This window comes from Siccibacter colletis (assembly GCF_025914095.1).
GTDB classification, from domain to species: Bacteria; Pseudomonadota; Gammaproteobacteria; order Enterobacterales; family Enterobacteriaceae; genus Siccibacter; species Siccibacter colletis.
Genome location: NZ_CP074352.1, coordinates 1,321,207 through 1,344,329 on the forward strand (window position 1 = coordinate 1,321,207; position 23,123 = coordinate 1,344,329).

The window sequence follows — 23,123 nt, forward strand, 5'->3', positions numbered from 1 at the left end:
GATGAGTATCTTTGAACGTCACGACGCGCCGCCTGTCGCCCATCAGCCGCGCGGTTTTAAGCTCTGGCTGGCGCGCCTGCAGATGGCCCACGGGCGCAAGCTGGTGATCGCTTTCCCGTACCTGTGGCTGATCCTGCTGTTCCTGCTGCCGTTTCTGATCGTCTTTAAGATAAGCCTGGCGGAGATGGCGCGGGCGATCCCGCCGTATACCGACCTGGTGGAGTGGGCCGACGGGCAGCTGAGCATCATGCTCAACCTCGGCAACTTTATTCAGCTGACTGACGATCCGCTCTATGTTGAAGCCTATCTGCAATCCTTGCAGGTAGCGGGGATCTCCACGCTCTGCTGTCTGGCGCTCGGCTATCCGCTGGCCTGGGCGGTGGCGCACAGCAAGCCGTCTACCCGCAATATTCTGCTGCTGCTGGTGATCCTGCCCTCCTGGACCTCGTTCCTGATCCGCGTCTACGCGTGGATGGGCATTCTGAAAAATAACGGCGTGCTGAATAACGTGCTGCTGTGGCTCGGGGTGATTGACCAGCCGCTGACCATTCTGCACACCAATCTCGCGGTCTACATCGGCATTGTGTATGCCTATCTGCCGTTTATGGTGCTGCCGATCTACACCGCCCTGACGCGTATCGACTACTCGCTGGTGGAAGCCTCGCTGGATCTGGGCGCGCGCCCGCTGAAAACCTTTTTCAGCGTTATCGTGCCGCTGACCAAAGGTGGGATTATCGCCGGGTCGATGCTGGTGTTTATCCCGGCGGTTGGGGAATTTGTTATTCCGGAACTGCTTGGCGGCCCGGACAGCATCATGATTGGCCGCGTGCTGTGGCAGGAGTTCTTTAACAACCGCGACTGGCCGGTGGCCTCGGCGGTCGCCATCGTCATGCTGCTGCTGCTGATTGTGCCGATCATGTGGTTCCACAAGCATCAGAATAAAACCATGGGGGAAAACGGATGAACAACTTACCGGTCGTGCGCTCCCCGTGGCGCATTCTGATCCTGATTATCGGCTTCACCTTCCTCTACGCGCCGATGCTGATGCTGGTGGTCTACTCCTTTAACAGCTCGAAGCTGGTGACGGTGTGGGCCGGATGGTCAACCCGCTGGTACGTTGAGCTGTTCCACGACAGCGCGATGATGAGCGCGGTGGGGCTGAGCCTCACCATTGCAGCCTGCGCGGCAACCATGGCGGTGGTGCTCGGCACCATTGCGGCGGTGGTGATGGTGCGCTTCGGGCGTTTTCGCGGTGCTAACGGCTTCGCCTTTATGCTGACTGCCCCGCTGGTAATGCCGGATGTGATCACCGGCCTGTCGCTGCTGCTGCTGTTTGTCGCGCTGGGTCACGCCATCGGCTGGCCGGCAGAGCGTGGGATGCTCACCATCTGGCTGGCGCACGTCACCTTCTGTACCGCTTATGTGGCGGTGGTGATTAACTCGCGCCTGCGCGAGCTGGATCGCTCCATTGAAGAGGCGGCAATGGATCTCGGTGCCACGCCGGTGAAGGTATTCTTTGTCATCACCCTGCCGATGATCATGCCAGCGATCGTCTCCGGCTGGCTGCTGGCCTTTACCCTGTCGCTGGATGACCTGGTGATCGCAAGCTTCGTCTCGGGGCCGGGAGCCACCACGCTGCCGATGCTGGTGTTCTCGAGCGTGCGCATGGGGGTTAACCCGGAGATCAACGCCCTGGCGTCGATTATCCTTGGTGTGGTTGGCATTATCGGATTCATCGCGTGGATCATCATGGCGCGCGCAGAAAAGCAGCGCCTGCGTGATATCCAGCGTGCAAAACTTGGCTGAAAGTCAGAAAGTCTGCAATGATGTGCAATCGGGGCGTGACAGCGCCCCGGTTCTTCACCGGAGGGAGAAGAACCGAGTGGGGTTAGTTCCGGCCTGGCTTCAGGGAATGCACAACAGTGGAATGGTTCAGCAAACAACGTCAGTCACACGCCCGTATTAACGCTCCTGCGCTGGTGCAGGTGGCGGCTATCGCTATTATCTCAACCCGCTGCCTCGATCTCTTTATGCTGTTCAACCTGATGGGCATGCGTGGCGTCGCCGACTTTGTCCATCGCAGCGTCCAGACCTGGAGCCTGACGCTGGTGTTTCTCGCAAGCCTGGTGCTGCTGTGCGTGGAGTTTCGCTGCGCGTTCGTGATTATGCAGGGCCGCAACTGGGGGCGCTGGGTCTATCTGGCCACTCAGGTGATCGCCGCCAGCTATCTGGGCGCCGCCTCGCTCGGCTTCGGCTACCCGGAGCTGTTCAGCATCTCGGGTGAGACGCCGCGCGATATCTTCACCTCGCTGATGATGCAAAAACTCCCCGACATGCTGGTACTGCTGCTGCTGTTTATGCCTGCCGTCAGCCGACGCTATTTCCGGCTGCAGTAATCTTCTGACGTGCTAAAATCCCGGTCCGCATTTTCCTTTAGGTTTTAGCTATGCACTGCGCACTCTATGACGCCGGGCGCTGCCGTTCCTGTCAGTGGATCGAACAGCCGATGGATAACCAGCTCACCGCAAAAATGAACGACCTGCACCAGCTGCTGGCGGAGATCCCGGTGGCGGAGTGGTGCGCGCCGGTCAGCGGGCCGGAGCAGGCGTTTCGCAACAAGGCGAAGATGGTGGTCAGCGGCAGCGTGGAAAAACCGCTGCTGGGTATGCTGCACCGCGACGGCACCCCGGTAGATCTCACCGATTGCCCGCTCTATCCCGCCTCCTTTGCCCCGGTTTTTGAGGCGCTGAAACCCGTTATTGCTCGTGCAGGCCTGACGCCCTACAACGTGGCGCGCAAGCGCGGTGAGCTGAAGTACCTGCTGCTTACCGAAAGCCAGCTCGACGGCGGCATGATGCTGCGCATAGTGCTGCGCTCGGAGGAAAAACTCGACCGGCTGCGCGCGGTGTTGCCGGATCTGCAGGCGGCGCTGCCGCAGCTGAAGGTGATCACTGCCAATATCCAGCCGGTGCACATGGCGATCATGGAGGGCGAGCGGGAGATCTGGCTGACGGAACAGCGCGCGCTGGCGGAAAACTTTAATGGCGTGCCGCTGTGGATCCGGCCGCAGAGCTTCTTTCAGACCAACCCGGTGGTTGCCGCCAGGCTGTACGCCACGGCGCGTGACTGGGTACGGGCGCTGCCGGTACAGCACATGTGGGATCTGTTTTGCGGGGTGGGGGGGTTTGGCCTGCACTGCGCAACGCCTGAGATGAAGCTGACCGGGATTGAGATTGCGCCTGAAGCCATCGCCAGTGCGACGCAGTCAGCGGAGATGCTGGGGCTGCGTGACGTGCATTTTCAGGCGCTGGATTCCACGCAGTTTGCTACCGGCCAGCAGGCGACGCCGGATCTGGTGGTGGTTAACCCACCGCGTCGGGGCATTGGCAGCGCGCTGTGCGACTATCTCAACCAGATGGCACCGCCGTACATCCTCTATTCCAGTTGCAATGCGCAGAGCATGGCAAAAGATATTCAGCAGTTACCGGATTACCAGGCAACCCGCGTTCAGCTGTTCGATATGTTCCCCCACACCGCGCATTACGAAGTTCTGACGCTGCTGGTACGCCGCTAATCCGTAGGTGCGCAAGTTAAACGGCGGGTGCGCAAGGTAAACGGCGGGTGCGCAAGCTTACCCGCCCTACACCCGCCCTGGACCCGCCCTGGACCCGTAGGGTGGGTAAGCGAAGCGCACCCACCATAAACACATAAGCCGAAGCGTGGCCCGCTCACCAGTACCGCTTCCACACCCCCGTCATACGCATCAGCGCTTCGACGTAGAAGTAGTCTCCCCAGCTGCAACACTCGTCCACCCCTTTGTTGCTCGCCAGATGGTAGACGCTATGCTTCAGCAGCCCGGTGCCGTTGTCGTCAGGCTGTACCAGATAGTCCCGGTTCAGGGAGCTCATGATGTGCTCGGCCCACTGCTGGTAGGTGTCGCGATCCGGATCGGTCACCGGCAGATGGTTTACCAGCTCCAGCAAACCGCACACCGCAATGGCCGCTGACGATGAGTCGCGCAGCGCGTCGCTGCCCAGCAGCGCCAGATCCCAGTGGCAGACCCCATCGTCCGGCAGGCGGTTAAGGAAATAGTTCGCGACCTTCTTCGACAGCGTCACCATCTCTTTATCGCCGGTGTAGATAAAGCTCAGCAGGAAACCGTAAATACCCCACGCCTGGCCGCGCGACCAGCACGAGTCATCGGCGTAACCCTGCTGGGTCTTGCCGAAGCGCGGCTCACCGCTGACCGGGTCCATGTAATAGGTGTGCCACGACGAGGCGTCCGGGCGTACCAGATAGCGTGCGGCCTGGCGCACGTGCGCTTTCGCCACCTCGGCGTAGCGCGCATCGCCGGTCTGCTCGCTGGCCCAGTAGAGCAGCGGCAGGTTCATATTGCAGTCGATGATCATGCGTCCGGCCTGTTCCGGATCGTCAAGATTGCCCCAGGCCTGGATGATCTGCGCCTTCGGGTGATAGCGCTCCAGCAGCGCCTCGGCGGCCAGCAGCGCAAAGCCGCGCGCTTCGCGGTTGCCGGTGAGACGCCAGTCCGCCACGCAGGAGAGGGTATAGAGGAACCCGAGATCGTGGGTGTTGGTATCGTGGCGTCCGGCGATGCGCAGCCCGAAGGAGCGCACCTGTTTCTGCGCCGCCTGCAGGAAGGTCTCATCCCCGGACATCTCCCAGGCCAGCCACATCTGCCCGGTCCAGAAACTGGTGGTCCACTCCACGTTGTCGGTTAGCGGGTAACGCCCCTCCTTGCAGGTCTCTGCCGGGAATTTATCCCCGAACTGCGCCAGATTCCCTTTCAGGCGCTCCAGCACATAGTGGCGGGTATCAAGAAGCGCGGTCTTCAGCGGCTCGCGTCCGGTGGGGGCAACGGGCGGGCGGGACAGCGGTTCATACGCGATATCATGCAGCATAGTTCACTCCTTTTGCTGGCAGGGTTAGTTCTTCACCGGTTCGGCGTGTTCAGGTTCGACGTAGCTCCCGTCGCGCTTGCTCTGGCATGCCGACAGGGTAAAGGCCGAAATCAGGGTAAAGGTGAGCGCGATAGCCCCCATCAGGATATAGGTCTGCTCAAAGCCGATGCGGTCATACAGGTAGCCCGCCGGGGAGGAGACCACCACGTTGCCGACGTAGAGCATCGCCTGGTAGCCGAGCAGGTACATGGTGGCATTGACGCGCTTGTCGAAATGCTCAGCGATGTACTTGAATACCGACACCAGCAGCAGACAGATCTCCAGCCCGTAAAGCGGCTTGAGGATTGAGATCAGCAGATGCGAATCGCACAGCCCGGAGATGATCAGGCGCGCGCCAACCACCAGCCCGACAATCAGCAGCCCCTTTTTCGCCCCGACGTAGTTCACAAACAGCGGGATCACCATGTACATCAGGAATTCCATCCCGGACTGCACCGTACCGAGGTAGCCAAACACCGCGTTGCCCTGCTGGACGTCATCGAAGAAGGTGACGAAGTAGCGCGAGAACTGCTGTTCGGCGATAAACATCATCCAGGCCACGCCTGCCACATAGAGGCAGAAGGCCCAGAATTTGCGGCTGCGCATCAGCTCCACCACATCGCTGAATACAATTTTCTGCTTCGACAGCACTTCATCGGCGTTGCCGGTGTTGGCATTGACTTTGAGGCTCAGCAGCACAATCAGCATCACCACTGAGGTGACGCTGCCGAGAATAAAGTTCCACGACGGCGAGAGGTTAAACAGCAGGCCGGAGAACGACGACGCCACCGCCCAGCCGAGCGAACCCCACATGCGGATCTGGCCGAACTCCATCCCGTTCAGACGGCTGTAGCGATCGGTATAGGATTCGCAGGCCGCCACGCCGGCGTACCAGGCGAAGCTGAGATAGATAGCCCCGACGATAATCCCCAGCATGGTGTGGGAGATCAGCAGCGGCTGGTAGACGTAGATGAAGAACGGTGCCATCAGGGCGGACATGCCGACCACGAAGTAGAGCAGATATTTGCTCATGCCGATCTTGTCGAGAATGTAGCCGTAGACCGGCTTCAGGATCACCGAGAAGATGCCGTTGACCGCGAAGACCGTCCCGATCACCGAGCCGCTGAGGTTAGTTTTTTGCCCGAGCCAGATCGCCAGCAGGCCGATACTGGCGGACCAGGTGAAGAAGTAGAGGAAGATAAAACTACTGATCTTGACGTACTCTTTTTTGTTGGCGGCAGTAATGTTTTTCATACAAGCCTCGACAGGGAAGATGTTGTGTTTGTTATTAAATGAGAATCGTCGTTTCGCCGTCGGCCCCGGACACGTGCAGGCTGGTGGCAGTCAGGGTCAGGCGCGGGGCGTTATCGGGTGACAGCGGTTCGCTGACCCCGGCAGCCACCGCGCAGCACAGCCAGTGCTCGCCGGGTGGCAACTCGCCGCTCAGCTGCGGAATGGCCGCGCATTCGGCAAACATGATGCTGCTGTTCGGCGGGGTGATGACGTGGCCCGCCAGGCGCGCCCGCGGCGAGCGCTCAACGATGCAGCTGCTGCCGACAGCGCTGGCGATCAGCGTGGCACCGTCGCGTTCGTCAACGGCGGTGATCCCCGGCTGGTGCATCACCGCAAACCCGCCTTCAACCGCATGCAGCGCCCGGGCGCTGTCGATGTGGTGTACCCGCAGATGCCAGGCCCCGCAGGGGATAAGCCAGGTTGAGATCTGTACGTCCCGCCACGGCGACCAGCGCGAAAAGATGTGCGTGTCGCTGGTCTGCACGCTGTCGCAGCCGCGGCGGCCGCGATAGTAGCCGTCCCCTTCGCTCAGCAGCAGCATTGAGTCGCAGGCGGCGTGCTTGATCCCGTAGCGCCCGCGCTCGATGGTGAAACCGAAGGCCGAGGAGTAGGCAAATTTGGTGTATTTCGCCTCGGTATTGACGTAGTTGTTCAGCTCCAGCTGCCCGGACGTCAGCAGCCAGGCGTGGCGGGAGCCTTCGCTGTGAACCAGCAGCTGATCGGCGGGCGTTATGGCCCGGACAGCGGGCAGGGCAGGCAGCGGCAGCTCATCGGCCTGCCAGAACGGGTGCGTGTCCGGCAGGGCGAGGATGAGAAACGTTTTCAGCGCCCAGTAGGGCGAGCCGGGGGAGTTATAGTCCTCGCACATCGCCAGGTTTGGGTACGCATAGCCGAGCGTCAGAATACCGTCGCGATCGAGGATCGGCTTATCGAACCACCAGCGCAGGTGACGCAGCACAATGCCTTTCATCACGCCGGGAGCAAAGGTGTCCAGCCCGGCAAACGCCGCCGCGCTCCAGAACGCCACCATAGCGAAACGGTAAGTCAGGCTGCGCCCGAACGGGATCGACGCGCCGTCGGCGGCGGAGAAGTGAATAAAGTCGGCGGCAAACAGGCTGGCGCGGCTGCGCAGCAGGGCGGCGCGCTGCGGATCGTCGTCGGCCATCAGAGTGGCGTAGAGCAGGCCGTAGAAGTGAAATGCCATCGAGATGTAGTAATCCTTTGGCCGACCCGGCCCGTCGGAATACCAGCCGTCGCCCAGGTAGTACGCCTCCATCATCGCAAAGCGGCGCTCCACCGCTTCTCGCTGCCACGGCAGCCCGGCGCACTTAAAGCCCATCTGCACCAGAATGGCGAAGTAGTTCCAGTTGCTGTCCGGCATCTGCGCGTCGTCGATCTGGCTCAGCCAGTTAATCAGGTTTTCCAGCTCGCGGGCGGAAAAATGACGCGTCAGCCTGCCGTCCAGCAGTGCCAGCCCGTAGCCATAGGCCGCCATCTCTACTAAGCGCTGATCGTACGGCCCGGTATCGCCCCAGTAGCCCGGATGCTGCGGGTCGGTGCCGTAACGGATCGCGTTCAGGTACTTCTCCGCTTCCGGTAGCGTATCGCCCCCGGCCAGCAGAGGAAACACGCCCCACAGCGCACGCGACAGGCCCTCCATGCGGGCAATATCCGGCCCGTAGTGGGCGCAGGTATTCCCGAGCGTGATGCCGGTTTCCCCGGCAGCGAACTGCGTATCCAGCGCCTGCAGCAGTCCTTTTACCAGGTCTGCCACCTGCTGGCGGGTGGTCAATGGATTTGCGTTTTGCCACTCTCCGTAAGCCATCTTATATGCCTCTCTGTTCCTTGCACCGGGGACGCGGGACGACGAATGGCATTGAGAATAGGCAACGGAGCCGTACGGCAAACGTTAGCTGGGTCACAGGGCGACACATTTGCCAGCACGTTGTTCAGGAAAATTTAAAACTATGGTTTATAACTCGTCGGGTAGAGACAAAAATTGAAAACGGTTGTCCTGTGAAAAACGACTGCGAAAAATCCCTGCTGGAGCTGATCCCCCTGAATGACACCATTCTGTCGTTCAGTCGCCTGTACGCTAATTCGATTCGCTACCATCACTGGCATCAATGTATGGAGCTGCTGTATGTGGAAGAGGGCTACGGGGTGGTGATCGTGGATAACCAGCACTACACCATGCGGCCGGGCCGGCTGTTTCTGTTTCCGCCGCTGTCGCTGCATAAGGTGATGGTGGAGGAGAGCGTGCGCGATAGCTACCGGCGCACGGTGATCCATCTCGATCCCTGGGCGGTGGATCGTCTGCTGGCTCCGTTTGCCCGCCGTCAGGCGCGGTTCGCGGCCCTGAGCCAGCGCGGCAGCCGGGCGCAGGTGTACGATCTGGCTGACAGCCACCCGCACCTCGACCACTTTTTTGCCGACTACGAGCCACTGCTCAATCGCGGTCAGTGCGACCATGAGGATGTCGTCTGCTTTATGCTGCAGCTGCTGCGCTTTATGCCGGAGAGCGCCTCCCGGCCGCCGCGCACCAGCGCTGCGCTGTCAACCCAGGTGATGTTCTGGGTCGAGGAGCACTACGGGCGCAAATTCAGGCTGGCCGAGATGGCTAACGAGCTGAATCGCTCGGCGAGCTACCTGTCGCGGCGCTTTCAGCAGGAGACCGGGGAGCAGATCCACGACTACCTCACCAGCTTTCGCCTGCGAAAAGCCTGCGAGCTGCTGCGCCACCATGCCTTAAGCATCAGCGACATCGCGCAACGCGTTGGCTTCTCGGATACCACCTACTTCATTAGCTGCTTTAAGAAACGAATAGGGGAAACGCCGCTGCAGTACCGCAAGCAGCTGTCGGGGGAGGAGGTAACGGGGAAGGGGTAACAGCGGGGCGGCACGCCGGGCGCGCCGCCGGAAAAGCGATTACTGCGGGAACCACTGGTCGTTGATTTTCTGATAGGTACCGTCAGCTTTGATGGCTTCCAGTGCATCATTCAGTTTTTTCAACAGCGCAATGTTATCCGGGCGCACGGCAATGCCGAGGCCGGTGCCGAAGTACTGCGGATCGGTCACTTTATCGGTGGCGGTCCCCAGCTGCGGGTTGGTTTTCAGCCACTCATTCACCACGGCGGTGTCGCCGAACACGCCATCGAGACGGCCATTTTTCAGATCGATAATCGCATTCTGGTAGCTGTCATAGGCGACGGTTTTCACTTCCGGATGCTTGTCCTGAAGGTATTTCTGGTGCGTGGTGCCGTTTTCCATGCCGATGCGCTTGCCTTTCAGCTGGTCGAAGGAGCTGAACGCGCCTTTTTTGGCGATCACCACCGCCGAGTTGGCGTAATAGGGGGCGCTGAACGCCACCTGCTTGCTGCGCTCCGGGGTGATGTCCATACCCGAGATCACCGCGTCATATTTTTTGAATTTCAGGGCCGGGATCAGGCTGTCGAATGCCTGGTTGGTAAAGGTGCACTCGGCCTGCATCTGTTTGCATAACGCTTTCGCCAGATCGATATCAAAACCGACGATCTGATTGTTGGCATCCAGGGATTCGAACGGCGGATAGGTCGCGGATGACGCAAAGCTGATTTTTTCTGCAGCCGTGGCGCTGAAGGCGCTGGCGAGTAAAGCGACCAGTAATAACTTTTTCATTTCTGAACTCCCGTCTGTCAATTTTGTTATTATAGATGTGCTGTTGCGTGGGAGTGACTTTGCCATTAAGTGAATTTATATTCAATAAAAATGTATAAATATATGTTTTGTGGCAGTGTCAGGGTGGGTTTTTAGGGTGGGTAAACGCAGTGCACCCACCGTTAGGGCATGAAGTCTATGGGATTGCGGTGAAGGTTCCGTTCACTGTGGCACCGCGCTCACATGCAAACACAGCCGTTCGTGAACGGGTGAAGGGGGTTCGCCGCCACCCCCTTCACCATCCCGGCTCCCGGCCAGTAAAACCGGCCCTGCGGGCTACCCTTGCCTCCGGCGTTTCGCTTCCGGTCGGGCGCGATACCCCATCCCGGGGCTCGCGCCCTCTGGCGGTTCCCGACCGCCAGCCCGGACTCAACGCCTGCGGCGCGGCGGTTTTGATGCCGGATAAGGCCACGCCTCGGCTTATGCGTTCATGGTGGGTGCGCGTTGCTTACCCACCCTACGGGATGGCGGAAGTTTGTAGGGTGGGTAAACGAAGTGCACCCACCGTTTACCACCCACCCACCGTTTACAGCGCACCCGCCAGTGAGCAGGTGCGCATCTTCAGGGGGATTAACTGCGGTGTTCGAATGCCAGCGCGCGGCGCTCGATCAGGCGCATCATCAGCGTCAGCAGACCGTTGACCACCAGATAGATCAACCCGGCGGCACCGAACACCATCACGTCGTAGGTGCGTCCGTAGAGCAGTTGCCCGTGGCCCATCACTTCCATCAGCGTGATGGTGTAGGCCAGCGAGGTACTTTTGAACACCAGCACCACTTCGTTGGAGTAGGAGGAGAGCGCGCGCTTGAAGGCGTAAGGCAGCAGGATCGCCAGCGTATCCTTCTTGCTCATACCCAGTGCGCCGCACGACTGCCACTGCCCTTCCGGGATGGCGCGGATCGCGCCGTAAAACAGCTGGGTGGTATAGGCCGCGCTGTTCAGCGAGAGCGCAATCAGCGCACACAGCCAGGGCTCAGAGAGCAAACTCCACAGCCACGGCACCTGCTGCAGCGCCGGGAACTGCCCCGGACCGTAATAGATAAGGAAGATCTGCACCAGCAGCGGCGTACCGGTAAACAGCGTAATGTAACCGCGCACAATCCACACCAGCACCGGCGTTTTCAGGGTCAGCACAATGGTGAACAGCAGCGACAGCACCAGCGCCACGGCAATAGACGCAGCGGTCAACGTCAGGCTGGTATGGAGGCCTTTCAGCAGTTCGGGTAAATAGTCGAGCATCAGCCGGGTCTCCGTTCAAAACGCGTGGCGCGCTGGTCAATGCGTTTCAGGACGTACTGGCTGAGCAGGGTGATCACCAGGTAAATCGCCGCCGCGATAATGTACCAGGTAAACGGCTCCTGGGTGCGGGTCGCGATGCTGCGGGTCTGCAACATCAGGTCGTTAACGCTGATAAGCGAGACCAGCGCGGTATCTTTCAGCAGCACCAGCCACTGATTGCCCAGCCCCGGCAGGGCATGACGCCACATCTGGGGCATCACCAGGCGGAAAAAAATCACCGTTTTCGACAGGCCCAGCGCCTGGCCGGATTCCCACTGGCCGAGCGGCACGGCTTTAAGCGCGCCGCGCAGAGTCTGGGACGCGTAGGCGGCATAGAGCAGCGACAGCGCAATCACCCCGCACAGAAACGGGCTGACGTCGAAGTTGTCGATCTGCATCTGCACCGGGATCTGAATAACGCCGAGATTAATGCTGAAGCCGTCAGAGAGCAGGAGCAGCAGCTGCGATGCGCCAAAATAGATAAACAGCACTACCAGAATTTCCGGCAGGCCGCGTAGCAATGTGACGATACCGGTGCCGAGCCAGGCGACCGGGCGCCATTTTGCAGACTCCCAGACGGCAAACAGCATCGCCAGCGCCAGCCCGATGACCAGTGCACAAACGGCAAGGCCGACGGTCATCCCGGCGGCGCTTGCTAAGGGAAACATATCGTTCATTCAGGCGCTTACTTCTGGAACCATTTTTTGTAGATGGCATCGTAAGTGCCGTCCTGTTTTACCTTCTCCAGCGCGGTGTTGAACTTCTGCTGCAGATCGGTGTTGCCCTGACGCACGGCGATGCCGAGGCCGGTACCGAAGTAGGCTTTGTCAGTGACTTTATCGCCCACAGCGGCCAGCTTGTCGTTAGCTTTCAGCCACTCGGTGACCACGGCGGTGTCGCCAAACACGGCATCGATACGGCCATTCTGCAGGTCGAGACGCGCGTTCTGGTAGCTGTCGTAGGAGACGGTGGTGATTTCCGGGTGCTTATCGGTAATGAATTTCTGATGGGTCGTCCCGTTCTGCACGCCCACTTTCTTGCCTTTCAGCGCCTCGATGCTGGTGAACTTGCCTTTCTGGCCGATGAACAGCGCTGAGTTGTCGTAGTAAGGCTTGGAGAACAGCACCTGTTTTTCACGCTCCGGCGTGATGTCCATGCCGGCCATCACCGCATCGAAACGGCGGAATTTCAGGCTCGGGATCAGGCTGTCGAACGCCTGATTGGTGAAGGTGCAGGTAGCGTCGATCTCTTTACACAGCGCGTTAGCCAGATCCACGTCGAAGCCGACGATTTTATTGTTGGCGTCCATCGATTCAAACGGAGGGTAGGAAGCCTCGGTGGCAAAACGGATGGTCTGCGCGGCGGTAGCGGACAGGCTGACGCTGGCAAGCAGCGCGGCAATCAGAATTTTTTTCATTGTCATTTCCCGATAGACATCAGTGAGATAAGTAGTTTTTAAACGCGTCGGTCTGCGGGCTGGCAAAGCAGCTCGCGGAACCCTGTTCAACGATATGGCCGTTTTCCATATACACCACGCGGCTCGCGGTTTTGCGCGCCACTTCCACTTCATGTGTCACGATGACCTGGGTAATACCGGTTTGCGAAAGTTCGCGAATAATGCTCACCACCTGGGCGGTGATTTCAGGATCCAGTGCCGCGGTTGGCTCATCGAACAGCAGAACCTGCGGCTCCATCATCAGGGCGCGGGCAATCGCCACGCGCTGCTGCTGGCCACCGGAAAGGTGCAGCGGGAAGCGGTCGCTGAACGGCGTCAGGCGCAGGCGCTCCAGCAGCTTGCCGGCACGCTCGCGCGCCGCGTCTTTCGTCAGGCCGAGTACACGGCAGGGCGCTTCGATAAGGTTTTGCAGCACCGTCAGGTGCGGCCAGAGATTGTACTGCTGAAACACCATACCGACGTTCTGGCGCAGCTCGCGGATCGCGCTGTCGGAGGGGGCTTTTGCAAAGTCGAACCGGGTACCGGCGATGCCCAGCGTACCGGAGCGCGGCATCTCCAGCAGGTTGAGTACCCGCAGCAGGGAGCTTTTACCCGCGCCGCTCGGACCAAGCAGCACCAGCGTTTCGCCCTGAGGGCATTCGAGGTTGATATCAAACAGCGCCTGATGCGCGCCGTAGAAGCAGTTAATGCCGTTTAATTGAATACTCATGCGAAACAGTCGAATAGCTATTGAGGCCGCAAATAGTAACGTTGGCAGAATAGTTATGCAATATTTCTGCGTCAAAACCTAAAAACAACGCCTGTCAGCTCTTAAACTTAGCACAAAATAGTGCAGCGGAAGGGAGGTAAGAATAAATATCGGCATATGAAGGTAAATGCCAGACTATTTACGGGGGTTACCCTCTTCCGCTGCGGCGCTTTGCTTAGCTACCGCGTTTTTCCAGCGACTGACGCAGGGTGCCGGCGGGCGCATGGGTGGCATCGCCGAGGTAGCGCACATCGTCCACTACCCAGCACTGGCCTTCCCGGATCATCAGCACTTCATCCTGCCAGCGCTGTTCGCCCTGAGACAGTTCAACGCGCAGCGGAATGTTACGCGCGTCGGTGTTCGGGATGCGCGAGCTGCTGGCAACCACGGCGTTATCGGCGGTGGTGGTGCGGCTGGAGAAGATATCGCCTTTCAGGAATACCGCCTGCTCAGGATGCGTCTGCTGCGCTTTCTGCAGCGTCTGCCACAGGGAGTCGCTGAGATAAGGGCGCAGCGCCGCGACATCGCCCGCGTTCTGGCCGCGATGCTCGATACGGTAGTCATAAAATTGCTGTGCCACGCTGTCCGGGCCGCCGTCCACGCATGGACCGCTGCGGGTGCCGATATCCTTAAAGGCAGGCGTCACAGTGGTACAGGCGCTGAGAGCCAGCGCGCAGGGTAAAAGTAAAGTCTTCGCGAAGTGGCGCATTTTTATTTCCTTATTTGTCTACTACGGTTCTTGTCAGAGGACTTTTTCAGCATAGCGTATAGCACAGGAATATGGCTGTGATATTGTGCGCTAACGCATTGATAGCCAAAGAAGGAGAAGGTTTTATGCAATTTTCTACCACCCCAACGCTCGAAGGGCAGGTGATTGTTGAGTACTGCGGCGTTGTCACCGGGGAAGCGATTCTCGGGGCAAACATCTTCCGTGATTTCTTTGCCGGCATTCGCGACATCGTCGGTGGCCGCTCCGGCGCCTATGAAAAGGAGCTGCGTAAGGCGCGTGAAATCGCGTTTCGCGAGCTGGGCGATCAGGCAAAAGCCCTCGGCGCCGATGCGGTGGTCGGCATTGATATCGACTACGAAACCGTCGGCAAAGAGAGCAGCATGCTGATGGTGAGCGTCACCGGTACCGCGGTGAAAACCCGCCGATGAAGCGCCTGCTGTGGCTGTGCGCGCTGGTGGCTCTGCTGGCCGGGTGCGCGGGTGAAAAGGGCATCGTTGATAAGGGCGACTATAAAGTGGATACCCGCCGCCAGGCGCAGGCGGCGTATCCGCGCGTGAAGGTGCTGGTGATTCACTATACCGCCGACGACTTCGACACCTCGCTGGCGACCCTCACCGATAAGCACGTCAGTTCCCACTATCTGATCCCTGACAACCCGCCGCAGTCGGGCGGAAAACCGCTTATCTGGCAGCTGGTACCGGAGCGGGAGCTGGCCTGGCATGCCGGGGCCAGTTTCTGGCGCGGGGCGAGCCGCATCAATGACACCTCAATTGGTATTGAGCTGGAGAACCGTGGCTGGATCAAGGTCAACGGCGCGAAGCAGTTTGCACCGTTCAACCCGGCGCAGATTCAGGTGCTGGCGAAGCTGGCCCGCGACATCATTACCCGCTACGACATCAAACCGCAAAACGTGGTGGCCCACGCGGACATCGCACCGCAGCGCAAGGATGACCCCGGCCCGCTGTTCCCGTGGCAGCAGCTGGCTGCCCAGGGCATTGGCGCCTGGCCTGATGCGCCGCGGGTGGCGTTCTACCTGAATGGCCGCGACCCGTTTGCGCCGGTAGACAGCGCGCTGCTGCTGGATGCGTTGGCGCGCTATGGCTATCCGGTCACGCCGGAGATGACCCCGGCCCAGCAAAAGCGGGTGATTCAGGTGTTCCAGATGCATTTCCGCCCGGCGCTGTGGAACGGAATTGCCGATGCCGAAAGTCTGGCTATCGCGAATGCGTTGCTGGAGAAGTATGGGCAGGGGTGAACGGGGGGCGCCCACCGTTTACCGCGCATTCGCCGTTTTTACATCACGTCTATGTGAATTCGGCAAGGGTTCCGTTCACCGGGGCACCGCGCTTACATGGGAATGCCGCCGCACGTGAACGGGTGAAGGGGGTTCGCCGCCACCCCCTTCACCATCCCGGCTCCCGGCCAGTAAAACCGGCCCTACGGGCTGCCCTTGCCTCCGGCGTTTCGCTTCCGGTCGGGCGCGATACCCCATCCCGGGGCTCGCGCCCTCTGGCGGTTCCCGACCGCCAGCCCGGACTCAACGCCTGCGCCGCGGCGGTTTTGATGCCGGACGGGGCCATCTCTCTGGCATGGGTTATTTGGTTTTGTGGTGGGTGCGCTGCGCTTACCTACCCTACGGGATGGCAGAATTTTGTAGGGTGGGTAAACGAAGTGCACCCACCGTTTACCGCGCATCCGCAATTGGCTAGCAGTGCCAGGTGCCGTGATCGCGCAGCCATAGCGCGGTGCGCTCGATGCCTTCGTCGAGCGATATCACCGGTTCGTAGCCCAGCTCTGTCCGGGCGCGGGTGATGTCCAGCGTAAAATCAAAATGCAGCTTCGAGACGCTGAAATGCGTCAGCACCGGCTCCTTGTCAGACTTATTCGCCAGCCGCTCCATGCTGCGCGCTATCATATCCAGCATTGGGTAGGGCACGGAGCGAATGCGGCAGGGCATCTCCAGCTCGTCGATCAGCTTCTGCACGATGGTGCGCAGCGGGCGCGGCTCGCCGTTGGTGATGTTATAGGCCCGGCCGGAAGGCAGCGCGTCGCAGGCGCTGGAGCTGGCCAGCCACATGGCGTGCACCGCGTTCTCATGGTAGGTCATGTCCACCACCGCCTCGCCGCCGCGCGGCAGCGGCACGTTGCCGTAGTGACGCATCAGGTGCATCAGGCGCGGGAAAAACACCGTATCGTGCTGCCCGAACAGGCTTTGCGGACGCAGAATGGTGAAGCGGGTATTAGGGTTGGCCTGCGCCAGCAGACCGATCACCTCTTCGCTGGCGGCTTTGCTGCGAGCGAACTCATTGGCGAAGCGCGGCGGACGAAAGTTTTCGTCGATATCGCGATGGTGATGGAAATCAAAATAGAGCGAGGGCGACGAGATATGCACCACGTTGCGCACCCCCCAGGCCACGGCCCACTCGCCGAGGCGGCGGGTGGCGCGCACGTTCGCGAGGTCGAACGCCTCCTGCTTGCCCCAGGGCGACGTCAGGCTGGAGCAGTGCCACAGCGTGTCGATATCCGCCAGCAGCACCTTCGCCTGGGATGACACCAGCTCGGTAAGATCCGCAGGAATAAACTCCGCACCCATTTTTTGCAGCAGGCGGCCCATGGCTTCGTTGCGCCCGGTGGCGCGCACGCGGACCCCGCGCTTTAACAAATACTCGACTGCGTTCCGGCCTAAGCCGCTGGTGGCACCCGTTACCAGTACCTTCATAACAACCCGCTGTGGTGGTGACATGTCGCTGCGCATTCTTTCGTGAAATCAATGCGGATGCAATGGGTGGGGAGGGCTAAAGAGAATAAACCGTGCCGGGAAAGCGGCAGGAAGGGGAATAGCGCGCCCGAAGCGCGCTATGAGGCAGCACTCAGCGCGTCAGAAAGCGCTGCCAGTGGGCAACGACCTGTTCAAGCTGCGCACGGCTGACGTCGAGGTGAGTCACCAGACGCACCACCGGCGAGGCGTTGATCAGCACGCCTGCTGCCTTCATATGCTCGCCCAGTGCGCCAGCGGCTCCTTCCGGGGCGCGCACGAACACCATGTTGGTGTCCTGACGCATCACGTCGGCACCGATCTCGCGCAGTTGCGCGGCCAGCCAGGCGGCGTTGTCGTGGTCGTCTTTCAGGCGCTGAACGTTGTGCTCCAGCGCGTACTGCCCGGCAGCCGCCAGCATGCCCGCCTGGCGCATACCGCCGCCGGTCATCTTGCGCCAGCGGTTGGCGCGACGGATATACGCCGCGCTACCCACCAGCAGCGAGCCCACCGGCGTACCCAGCCCTTTCGACAGGCAGATGGTGAAGGTGTCGCAGTACTGGACCACCTCTTTCAGCGAGCAGCCGTACTCCACCACCGCATTAAAGATGCGCGCTCCGTCAACGTGCAGCCCCAGCCCACGTTCCCGGGTGAACTCCCACGCCTGGCGCAGGTAGCCCTGCGGCAGCACTTTGCCGTTATGGGTGTTTTCGAGGCTGAGCAGGCGGGTGCGGGCGAAGTGAATATCGTCGGGCTTGATCTTCTCCGCCACCTTATCAAGCGGCAGGGTGCCGTCACGGCTGGCTTCAATCGGCTGCGGCTGGATACTGCCCAGCACCGCCGCGCCGCCGGCTTCGTAGAGATAGTTGTGGGCCAGCTGACCCACAATGTACTCTTCCCCGCGTTCGCAGTGGCTGAGCAACGCCACCAGATTGGCCTGGGTGCCGGTAGGTAAAAACAGCGCCGCCTCTTTGCCGGCCAGCGCTGCAGCGTACTCCTGCAGCGCATTGACCGTCGGGTCGTCACCATACACATCGTCCCCAACCGGGGCATCCATCATTGCCGCTTTCATCGCCGCACTCGGGCGGGTTACGGTATCACTGCGCAAATCGATCACGGGCGTTCCTGTCGTGAGTGGGTTTGCTCCTTATTTACCTGAACCAGTTGGTTTTCGCCAGCTCCATCACCTCATCGCCGCGCCCGTTGATGATGGCGCGCAGCATATAGAGGCTGAAGCCTTTGGCCTGCTCCATCTTGATCTGCGGCGGCATCGCCAGCTCTTCCTTCGCGACCACCGCGTCGATCAGCACCGGCCCGTCGATGGTAAAGGCGCGCTGCAGGGCGGCATCCAGATCCTCTGATTTCTCAACGCGGATCCCGGTAATGCCGCAGGCCTCGGCGATGCGGGCAAAATTATTTTCTCCCAGCTCGGTGCCGTCGGTCAGATAGCCTCCGGCTTTCATCTCCATCGCCACGAAGCCCAGCGTGCTGTTGTTAAACACCACGATTTTTACCGGCAGCTTCATCTGCGCGATGGTGAGGAAATCCCCCATCAGCATGCTAAAGCCGCCGTCGCCGCACATAGCAATCACCTGGCGCGACGGATCGGCAGCTTTCGCGCCCAGCGCCTGCGGCATGGCGTTCGCCATTGAGCCGTGGTTAAACGAGCCGATAAGACGACGCTTGCCGTTCATTTTCAGGTAGCGCGCCGCCCAGACGGTCGGGGTACCGACATCGCAGGTAAACACCGCGTCCTCATCGGCATAGTGGCTGATCTGCTGCGCCAGATACTGCGGGTGAATAATTTCTTTGCCCGGTTTAGCGAGGTCGTCCAGCCCTTTACGTGCCTCGCGATAATCGTCCAGCGCCTTGTCGAGGAAGCGACGGTCGGTTTTCTCCTCCAGCAGCGGCAGCAGGGCGCGCAGGGTGGCTTTGATATCGCCCACCATCGCCATATCGACTTTGCTGTGCGAGCCGAGGCTGGCGGGATTGATGTCGATCTGGATGATCTTTGCATCGGTTGGGTAGAAAGCACGATACGGGAACTGGGTGCCGAGCAGGAGCAGGGTGTCGGCATTCATCATGGTGTGATACCCGGACGAGAAGCCAATCAGCCCGGTCATACCGACGTCATACGGGTTGTCATACTCAACGTGCTCTTTCCCGCGCAGGGCGTGGACGATGGGCGCTTTCAGCGTCGCGGCGAACTGGACCAGTTCCTCGTGCGCGCCGGCGCAGCCGCTGCCGCACATCAGGGCGATATTGCTGGAGTAGCGCAGCACCTGCGCCAGCTTTTTCAGCTCTTCATCATTAGGGGTCACCACCGGCGCGGAAGGGGCGTACCAGCTGGTGGTTGCCTCTTCCGGGGCGGGTTTTAACGCCACATCACCCGGCAGGACAATCACCGATACGCCGCGGTTAAGAATGGCTTTGTGCATGGCGATAGCCAGCACCTGCGGGATCTGTTCCGGGGTGGAAACCAGTTCGCAATAGTGGCTGCACTCGCGGAACAGCTCCTGCGGGTGCGTCTCCTGGAAATAACCGCTGCCAATCTCGCTCGACGGAATGTGCGCCGCAATGGCGACCACCGGCACGCGATTGCGATGGCAGTCAAACAGACCGTTAATCAGGTGCAGATTGCCCGGCCCACAGGAGCCGGCGCAAACCGCCAGTTCGCCGGTAAGCTGCGCCTCAGCGCCTGCAGCAAAGGCCGCAACCTCTTCATGTCGCGTCGGCATCCACGCAACGGTGCCCATGCGATTCAGGCTGTCACTCAGGCCATTCAGGGAGTCGCCGGTGACTCCCCAGATGCGTTTCACCCCGGCCTGTTCCAGCGTTTTTGCAATATAAGCGGCAACGGTCTGTTTCATCGGTCCTCCATACCCTGTTTGTGATAACGCTTACAAGCTTAGTCCAATTTCCGTGACGCCCCGCGTTTAACCCCGTAGTTTATGCGGGTTTCAGGCTGCTTTTTTTCGACGCATCGTTGCGTTTTTTTCTGGGCAAAAAGGAAATCAATCAGATGGTTACATCGATGTTGGCTGCAATTAACCGGGCGCTCGCCCATGAGGACTTCGGAAAGCTTTTGTTACGACTTGCCGTCGGCGGGCTGATGCTGTTTCACGGCGTACACAAGCTTATCGACGGGGTGGACGGCATCGTCGGGATGCTCACCGCGCAGGGACTGCCGGGCTTTATTGCCTACGGTGTGCTGGTGGGGGAAGTGGTCGCGCCGTGCCTGATTATTCTCGGTATCGTCACCCGGCCGGCGGCGCTGGTACTGGCGTTTACCATGGTGGTGGCCTGGCTGATGGTGGGCACTGGAAAAACCTGGCTGCTGGATAAAACCGGCGCCTGGGCGATTGAAAATCTGATGTACTTCTTCATCGGCGCGCTGGCAGTGGCCTGCCTGGGTGCCGGGCGCTACGCCTTCGGCAAAGGGGCGTGGCGATAATAAAAAAGGGCGGTGATTACCGCCCTTTTTTTCCCGAATGACGATCACGCCAGGACCAGATCGCTCTGCGGATGGCAGGAGCAGGCCAGCACGTAGCCGTCAGCCACCTCGCGCTCCGTCAGGGTCATGGTGCTGGTGGTGGTGTACTCTCCGGAAAGCACCCGCGTTTTACAGCTACCGCACACCCCGGCGCGGCATGCGGCGTTAACCGCTACCTTATTACTTTCCAGCGCCTCCAGCAGCGTGGTGCCCACCGGGCCATAGAACTCCCGCGCCGGACTCAGGGTGGTAAATTTCAGCCCGGAGGCGACCGGGGCCGCCACCGGCGTAAAGAACTTCTCTTTATGGAAGCGCGTCACGCCCAGCGCTTTCACATGCTGTTCAACCGCGTCCATATAGGGCGCCGGGCCGCAGACCATGACGGTGCGCGCGGCGATGTCCGGCACCGCGGCCAGTATCTCCGGCGTGATACGCCCCTCGATAAAACCGAGGGTGGCCTGCTGCTCCGCCATCAGCGTCACCGGGTAGTCGCGCCACTCGTCGGCGAAAATCACATCCTGCGGCGTGCGCACGTTATAGATCACGGCTACGTCGGCGGCGGGGCGGTGTTTTGCCAGCCAGCGGCGCATCGACATAATCGGCGTCACGCCGCAGCCCGCCGCCAGCAGCAGGAAGCGGTCGTTCGCTTCCGTATCGCAGGTGAAGTCGCCCTGAGCATCCGAAAGCCAGAGATAATCCCCGCGTTTGACCTGCTGCGTCAGCCAGCCAGAGCCCACGCCGTCATCAATGCGCCGTACGGTCAGGGTGATAAACGGGCTGATGCCCGGCGTGGCGGAAATAGTGTAGGCGCGCAGGATATCCGGGCTGTTATTGATGCTCACCAGCGCGTACTGCCCGGCACGCCAGCGGTACTGGTCGTGGCACAGCAGCGCCAGCGTCCAGACATCGGGCGTCTCCTGGGTAATGTGGTGCACCTGCATCCGCCACGGGCAGAGGGGGGTTGGCATTGTCATGTTCTGCTCCTTACGCGCTCAGTAATTCACGCATGTCCTGCTCGACCGTGGTGACCTGACGCAGGCCGAACTTCTCATTCAGGATCGCCAGCAGGTCCGGGGTCAGGAAGCCGGGCGCGGTCGGGCCGGTAATGATGTTGGTCACGCCGAGCGACAGCAGGGTCAGCAGAATGACGATCGCTTTCTGTTCGAACCAGGAGAGCACCAGGCTCAGCGGCAGATCGTTTACGCCACAGCCGAGTTTCTCGGCCAGCGTCACCGCGAGGATTATCGCCGAGTAGGCGTCGTTGCACTGTCCGGCATCCACCAGACGCGGCAGGCCTTCGATATCGCCAAACTCCAGCTTGTTGAAGCGGTACTTACCGCAGGCCAGCGTCAGGATCAGGCAGTCATCCGGCACGCTGGTGGCAAAATCGGTGAAGTAGCTACGCTCCCCGCGCGCGCCGTCGCAGCCGCCGACCAGGAAGATGTGGCGCAGCTTCTCGCGGCTCACCAGATCGATCAGGGTATCCGCCGCGCCAAGCAGGGTCTGACGCCCGAAGCCGACGGTGATCAGATGCTCAATTTCGCTCCAGGGGAAACCGCCCAGCTGCTGCGCCTGGGTAATCACCGGGGCGAAGTCGTCGCCTTCAAGGTGATTCACCCCCGGCCAGCCGACGATGCTGCGGGTCCAGATGCGATCGTTGTAGCTGCCGACGTGCGGGTCAATGATGCAGTTGGAGGTCATGACAATCGGGCCGGGGAAGCGGGCGAACTCGGTCTGCTGGTTCTGCCAGCCGCTGCCGTAGTTCCCCACCAGGTGTTTAAACTTGCGCAGTTCCGGATAACCGTGCGCCGGCAGCATCTCGCCGTGGGTGTAGACGTTTACCCCGGTGCCCTCGGTCTGTTGCAGCAGGTTGTAGAGATCTTTCAGATCGTGACCGGAAATCAGGATGCACTTTCCCGCCACCGGTTTGACGTTGACCTGTGTCGGGGTTGGGTGGCCGTAGAGCGAGGTTTCGCCTGCATCAAGAATGCTCATCACGCTGAAGTTCATCTGACCAATACCCATCGCGCACTCCAGCAGCGCATTCATGTCTGCCGGCCAGGTGCCGAGCCACGCCATAATCTGGTGATAGCGCGCGTAAAGGTCATTGTCATACTGGCCCAGCACGTGGGCGTGTTCCATATAGGCCGCTGCGCCCTTCAGGCCGTAGAGGCAGAGCAGGCGCAGGCCAAGAATGTTGTCGCCGATGGTCGCTTTATCGATATTGGGGGCAAATGCTGCCGCCTGCCGCTGCAGGTCGCCGAGGTCGTCGCTGATAAGCTGCAGTTCTGCCATCGGGTTTTCTACCCGGGCGCTGGCATCAGCCGTGAGGCAGCGGGCTTTCAGCTGCTCGCGCAGGGCAATCGCCTGACGCGCATAGCCAACGATGCGCGTCGAGTCGAAGTTAACGTTGGTGAGGGTGGAGAAGAACGCGCGCGGCGCGAAGCTGTCCACGTCGTGATCGATGATGTCATACTCACGCGCCTTCACCGCCCAGGCTGACAGCCCCTGCAGCGCAGCGATCAGCAGATCCTGCAGATCTGAGGTTTCCGCGGTTTTCCCGCACATGCCCTGCGCATACGCGCAGCCGTCGCCTGCCGGAGTACGAATAGTTTGTTCACATTGCACACAGAACATGTTGATGCCTTATAAGTTGTATTTAATATGCATGTTTAAGGTTAAGGCAGGGTCCGGGGGATGAAAAGAGGATTTACCG

Annotated in this window: 22 protein-coding genes; 8 read left to right on the forward strand and 14 right to left on the reverse strand. The window is 60.4% G+C overall.

From position 1 onward, the window contains the following. The first annotated feature begins 1 nt into the window (after window position 1). From potH to rlmC, 4 genes are all read left to right on the forward strand, one after another. The gene (gene potH, locus KFZ77_RS06360; RefSeq protein WP_031525162.1) at window positions 2-964 is read left to right on the forward strand and encodes a putrescine ABC transporter permease PotH; all 963 of its coding nucleotides are present in this window, start codon (window positions 2-4) and stop codon (window positions 962-964) included. Continuing rightward, a complete protein-coding gene (potI, locus tag KFZ77_RS06365) occupies window positions 961-1,806 on the forward strand; it encodes a putrescine ABC transporter permease PotI (protein ID WP_264385766.1) in 846 nt (281 codons plus the stop codon). Before potH ends, potI begins: the two co-directional genes overlap by 4 nt. Window positions 1,807-1,922: 116 nt before the next feature. Next, window positions 1,923-2,396 carry a YbjO family protein gene (locus KFZ77_RS06370; protein WP_031525165.1) on the forward strand — a complete coding sequence of 158 codons (474 nt, stop codon included), beginning with the start codon at window positions 1,923-1,925 and terminating at the stop codon, window positions 2,394-2,396. 50 nt (window positions 2,397-2,446) lie between these two features. After that, entirely contained in the window at window positions 2,447-3,574 is a 1,128-nt protein-coding gene (rlmC, locus tag KFZ77_RS06375; RefSeq protein ID WP_264385767.1) for a 23S rRNA (uracil(747)-C(5))-methyltransferase RlmC, read from the forward strand. 154 nt (window positions 3,575-3,728) lie between these two features. Here the strand turns inward: rlmC and KFZ77_RS06380 are convergent, their stop codons facing one another. Genes KFZ77_RS06380 through KFZ77_RS06390 form a run of 3 tightly spaced genes read right to left on the reverse strand, consistent with a single transcriptional unit; the run spans window position 3,729 to window position 8,076 of the window. Next, entirely contained in the window at window positions 3,729-4,919 is a 1,191-nt protein-coding gene (locus tag KFZ77_RS06380; RefSeq protein WP_264385768.1) for a glycoside hydrolase family 88 protein, read from the reverse strand. 24 nt (window positions 4,920-4,943) lie between these two features. Beyond that, window positions 4,944-6,212 carry an oligosaccharide MFS transporter gene (locus tag KFZ77_RS06385; RefSeq protein ID WP_264385769.1) on the reverse strand — a complete coding sequence of 423 codons (1,269 nt, stop codon included), beginning with the start codon at window positions 6,210-6,212 and terminating at the stop codon, window positions 4,944-4,946. Between the two features lie 34 nt (window positions 6,213-6,246). Further along, window positions 6,247-8,076 carry a DUF2264 domain-containing protein gene (locus KFZ77_RS06390; protein ID WP_264385770.1) on the reverse strand — a complete coding sequence of 610 codons (1,830 nt, stop codon included), beginning with the start codon at window positions 8,074-8,076 and terminating at the stop codon, window positions 6,247-6,249. 191 nt (window positions 8,077-8,267) lie between these two features. Between KFZ77_RS06390 and KFZ77_RS06395 the strand changes: the two genes are divergently transcribed. Further along, window positions 8,268-9,140, forward strand: coding sequence for a helix-turn-helix transcriptional regulator (locus tag KFZ77_RS06395; RefSeq protein ID WP_031525174.1), 873 nt, complete (start codon window positions 8,268-8,270; stop codon window positions 9,138-9,140). A gap of 39 nt (window positions 9,141-9,179) precedes the next feature. Here KFZ77_RS06395 and artJ read toward each other — a convergent pair whose 3' ends face one another. The 6 genes from artJ to KFZ77_RS06425 form a co-directional block, all read right to left on the reverse strand. Further along, window positions 9,180-9,908, reverse strand: coding sequence for an arginine ABC transporter substrate-binding protein ArtJ (gene artJ / locus KFZ77_RS06400; protein WP_031525176.1), 729 nt, complete (start codon window positions 9,906-9,908; stop codon window positions 9,180-9,182). Between the two features lie 609 nt (window positions 9,909-10,517). Further along, window positions 10,518-11,186, reverse strand: a complete 669-nt coding sequence (gene artM, locus KFZ77_RS06405; RefSeq protein ID WP_031525177.1) for an arginine ABC transporter permease ArtM — start codon at window positions 11,184-11,186, stop codon at window positions 10,518-10,520. Continuing rightward, a complete protein-coding gene (gene artQ / locus KFZ77_RS06410; RefSeq protein ID WP_031525178.1) occupies window positions 11,186-11,902 on the reverse strand; it encodes an arginine ABC transporter permease ArtQ in 717 nt (238 codons plus the stop codon). The genes artM and artQ overlap by 1 nt, the downstream gene beginning before the upstream one ends. Before the next feature lie 8 nt (window positions 11,903-11,910). Further along, window positions 11,911-12,642: an arginine ABC transporter substrate-binding protein ArtI gene (artI, locus tag KFZ77_RS06415; protein WP_264385771.1), complete on the reverse strand. Its 732-nt coding sequence runs from the start codon at window positions 12,640-12,642 to the stop codon at window positions 11,911-11,913. A 19-nt stretch (window positions 12,643-12,661) separates the two neighbouring features. After that, window positions 12,662-13,390, reverse strand: a complete 729-nt coding sequence (artP, locus tag KFZ77_RS06420) for an arginine ABC transporter ATP-binding protein ArtP (RefSeq protein ID WP_031525180.1) — start codon at window positions 13,388-13,390, stop codon at window positions 12,662-12,664. A gap of 214 nt (window positions 13,391-13,604) precedes the next feature. Continuing rightward, window positions 13,605-14,138 (reverse strand): lipoprotein, encoded by a 534-nt coding sequence (locus KFZ77_RS06425; RefSeq protein WP_031525182.1) that lies wholly within the window; start codon window positions 14,136-14,138, stop codon window positions 13,605-13,607. A gap of 125 nt (window positions 14,139-14,263) precedes the next feature. Between KFZ77_RS06425 and KFZ77_RS06430 the strand changes: the two genes are divergently transcribed. Then, a complete protein-coding gene (locus tag KFZ77_RS06430) occupies window positions 14,264-14,587 on the forward strand; it encodes a heavy metal-binding domain-containing protein (RefSeq protein ID WP_031525184.1) in 324 nt (107 codons plus the stop codon). After that, window positions 14,584-15,414 carry an N-acetylmuramoyl-L-alanine amidase gene (locus tag KFZ77_RS06435; protein ID WP_264385772.1) on the forward strand — a complete coding sequence of 277 codons (831 nt, stop codon included), beginning with the start codon at window positions 14,584-14,586 and terminating at the stop codon, window positions 15,412-15,414. Before KFZ77_RS06430 ends, KFZ77_RS06435 begins: the two co-directional genes overlap by 4 nt. A gap of 450 nt (window positions 15,415-15,864) precedes the next feature. On the opposite strand, the gene KFZ77_RS06440 is transcribed toward KFZ77_RS06435, so the two are convergent. From KFZ77_RS06440 to poxB, 3 genes are all read right to left on the reverse strand, one after another. After that, window positions 15,865-16,878, reverse strand: coding sequence for an NAD-dependent epimerase/dehydratase family protein (locus tag KFZ77_RS06440; protein WP_264385773.1), 1,014 nt, complete (start codon window positions 16,876-16,878; stop codon window positions 15,865-15,867). Between the two features lie 151 nt (window positions 16,879-17,029). After that, window positions 17,030-18,031 carry a low-specificity L-threonine aldolase gene (ltaE, locus tag KFZ77_RS06445; RefSeq protein WP_264385774.1) on the reverse strand — a complete coding sequence of 334 codons (1,002 nt, stop codon included), beginning with the start codon at window positions 18,029-18,031 and terminating at the stop codon, window positions 17,030-17,032. Window positions 18,032-18,065: 34 nt separating this feature from the next. Further along, a complete protein-coding gene (poxB, locus tag KFZ77_RS06450) occupies window positions 18,066-19,784 on the reverse strand; it encodes a ubiquinone-dependent pyruvate dehydrogenase (protein WP_264385775.1) in 1,719 nt (572 codons plus the stop codon). Window positions 19,785-19,936: 152 nt separating this feature from the next. On the opposite strand from poxB, the gene KFZ77_RS06455 reads away from it, so the two are divergent. Continuing rightward, window positions 19,937-20,368: a DoxX family protein gene (locus KFZ77_RS06455; RefSeq protein WP_264385776.1), complete on the forward strand. Its 432-nt coding sequence runs from the start codon at window positions 19,937-19,939 to the stop codon at window positions 20,366-20,368. A 44-nt stretch (window positions 20,369-20,412) separates the two neighbouring features. On the opposite strand, the gene hcr is transcribed toward KFZ77_RS06455, so the two are convergent. Together hcr and hcp are read right to left on the reverse strand one after the other, a co-directional pair. After that, on the reverse strand, window positions 20,413-21,381 hold the full coding sequence (gene hcr, locus KFZ77_RS06460) for an NADH oxidoreductase (RefSeq protein ID WP_264385777.1): 969 nt from the start codon (window positions 21,379-21,381) through the stop codon (window positions 20,413-20,415). A 10-nt stretch (window positions 21,382-21,391) separates the two neighbouring features. Further along, window positions 21,392-23,044: a hydroxylamine reductase gene (gene hcp / locus KFZ77_RS06465; protein ID WP_264385778.1), complete on the reverse strand. Its 1,653-nt coding sequence runs from the start codon at window positions 23,042-23,044 to the stop codon at window positions 21,392-21,394. Between the last annotated feature and the right edge of the window lie 79 nt (window positions 23,045-23,123).

Coding starts and splice junctions, on each gene's coding strand:
- hcp (WP_264385778.1), bottom strand. CDS start 23,044: ATGTTCTGTGTGCAATGTGAACAAACTATTCGTACTCCGGCAGGCGAC.
- artJ (WP_031525176.1), bottom strand. CDS start 9,908: ATGAAAAAGTTATTACTGGTCGCTTTACTCGCCAGCGCCTTCAGCGCC.
- KFZ77_RS06435 (WP_264385772.1), top strand. CDS start 14,584: ATGAAGCGCCTGCTGTGGCTGTGCGCGCTGGTGGCTCTGCTGGCCGGG.
- KFZ77_RS06425 (WP_031525182.1), bottom strand. CDS start 14,138: ATGCGCCACTTCGCGAAGACTTTACTTTTACCCTGCGCGCTGGCTCTC.
- artP (WP_031525180.1), bottom strand. CDS start 13,390: ATGAGTATTCAATTAAACGGCATTAACTGCTTCTACGGCGCGCATCAG.
- artM (WP_031525177.1), bottom strand. CDS start 11,186: ATGCTCGACTATTTACCCGAACTGCTGAAAGGCCTCCATACCAGCCTG.
- KFZ77_RS06390 (WP_264385770.1), bottom strand. CDS start 8,076: ATGGCTTACGGAGAGTGGCAAAACGCAAATCCATTGACCACCCGCCAG.
- KFZ77_RS06380 (WP_264385768.1), bottom strand. CDS start 4,919: ATGCTGCATGATATCGCGTATGAACCGCTGTCCCGCCCGCCCGTTGCC.
- KFZ77_RS06455 (WP_264385776.1), top strand. CDS start 19,937: ATGGTTACATCGATGTTGGCTGCAATTAACCGGGCGCTCGCCCATGAG.
- KFZ77_RS06440 (WP_264385773.1), bottom strand. CDS start 16,878: ATGAAGGTACTGGTAACGGGTGCCACCAGCGGCTTAGGCCGGAACGCA.
- poxB (WP_264385775.1), bottom strand. CDS start 19,784: ATGAAACAGACCGTTGCCGCTTATATTGCAAAAACGCTGGAACAGGCC.
- artQ (WP_031525178.1), bottom strand. CDS start 11,902: ATGAACGATATGTTTCCCTTAGCAAGCGCCGCCGGGATGACCGTCGGC.
- potI (WP_264385766.1), top strand. CDS start 961: ATGAACAACTTACCGGTCGTGCGCTCCCCGTGGCGCATTCTGATCCTG.
- KFZ77_RS06385 (WP_264385769.1), bottom strand. CDS start 6,212: ATGAAAAACATTACTGCCGCCAACAAAAAAGAGTACGTCAAGATCAGT.
- artI (WP_264385771.1), bottom strand. CDS start 12,642: ATGAAAAAAATTCTGATTGCCGCGCTGCTTGCCAGCGTCAGCCTGTCC.
- hcr (WP_264385777.1), bottom strand. CDS start 21,381: ATGACAATGCCAACCCCCCTCTGCCCGTGGCGGATGCAGGTGCACCAC.
- rlmC (WP_264385767.1), top strand. CDS start 2,447: ATGCACTGCGCACTCTATGACGCCGGGCGCTGCCGTTCCTGTCAGTGG.
- KFZ77_RS06430 (WP_031525184.1), top strand. CDS start 14,264: ATGCAATTTTCTACCACCCCAACGCTCGAAGGGCAGGTGATTGTTGAG.
- potH (WP_031525162.1), top strand. CDS start 2: ATGAGTATCTTTGAACGTCACGACGCGCCGCCTGTCGCCCATCAGCCG.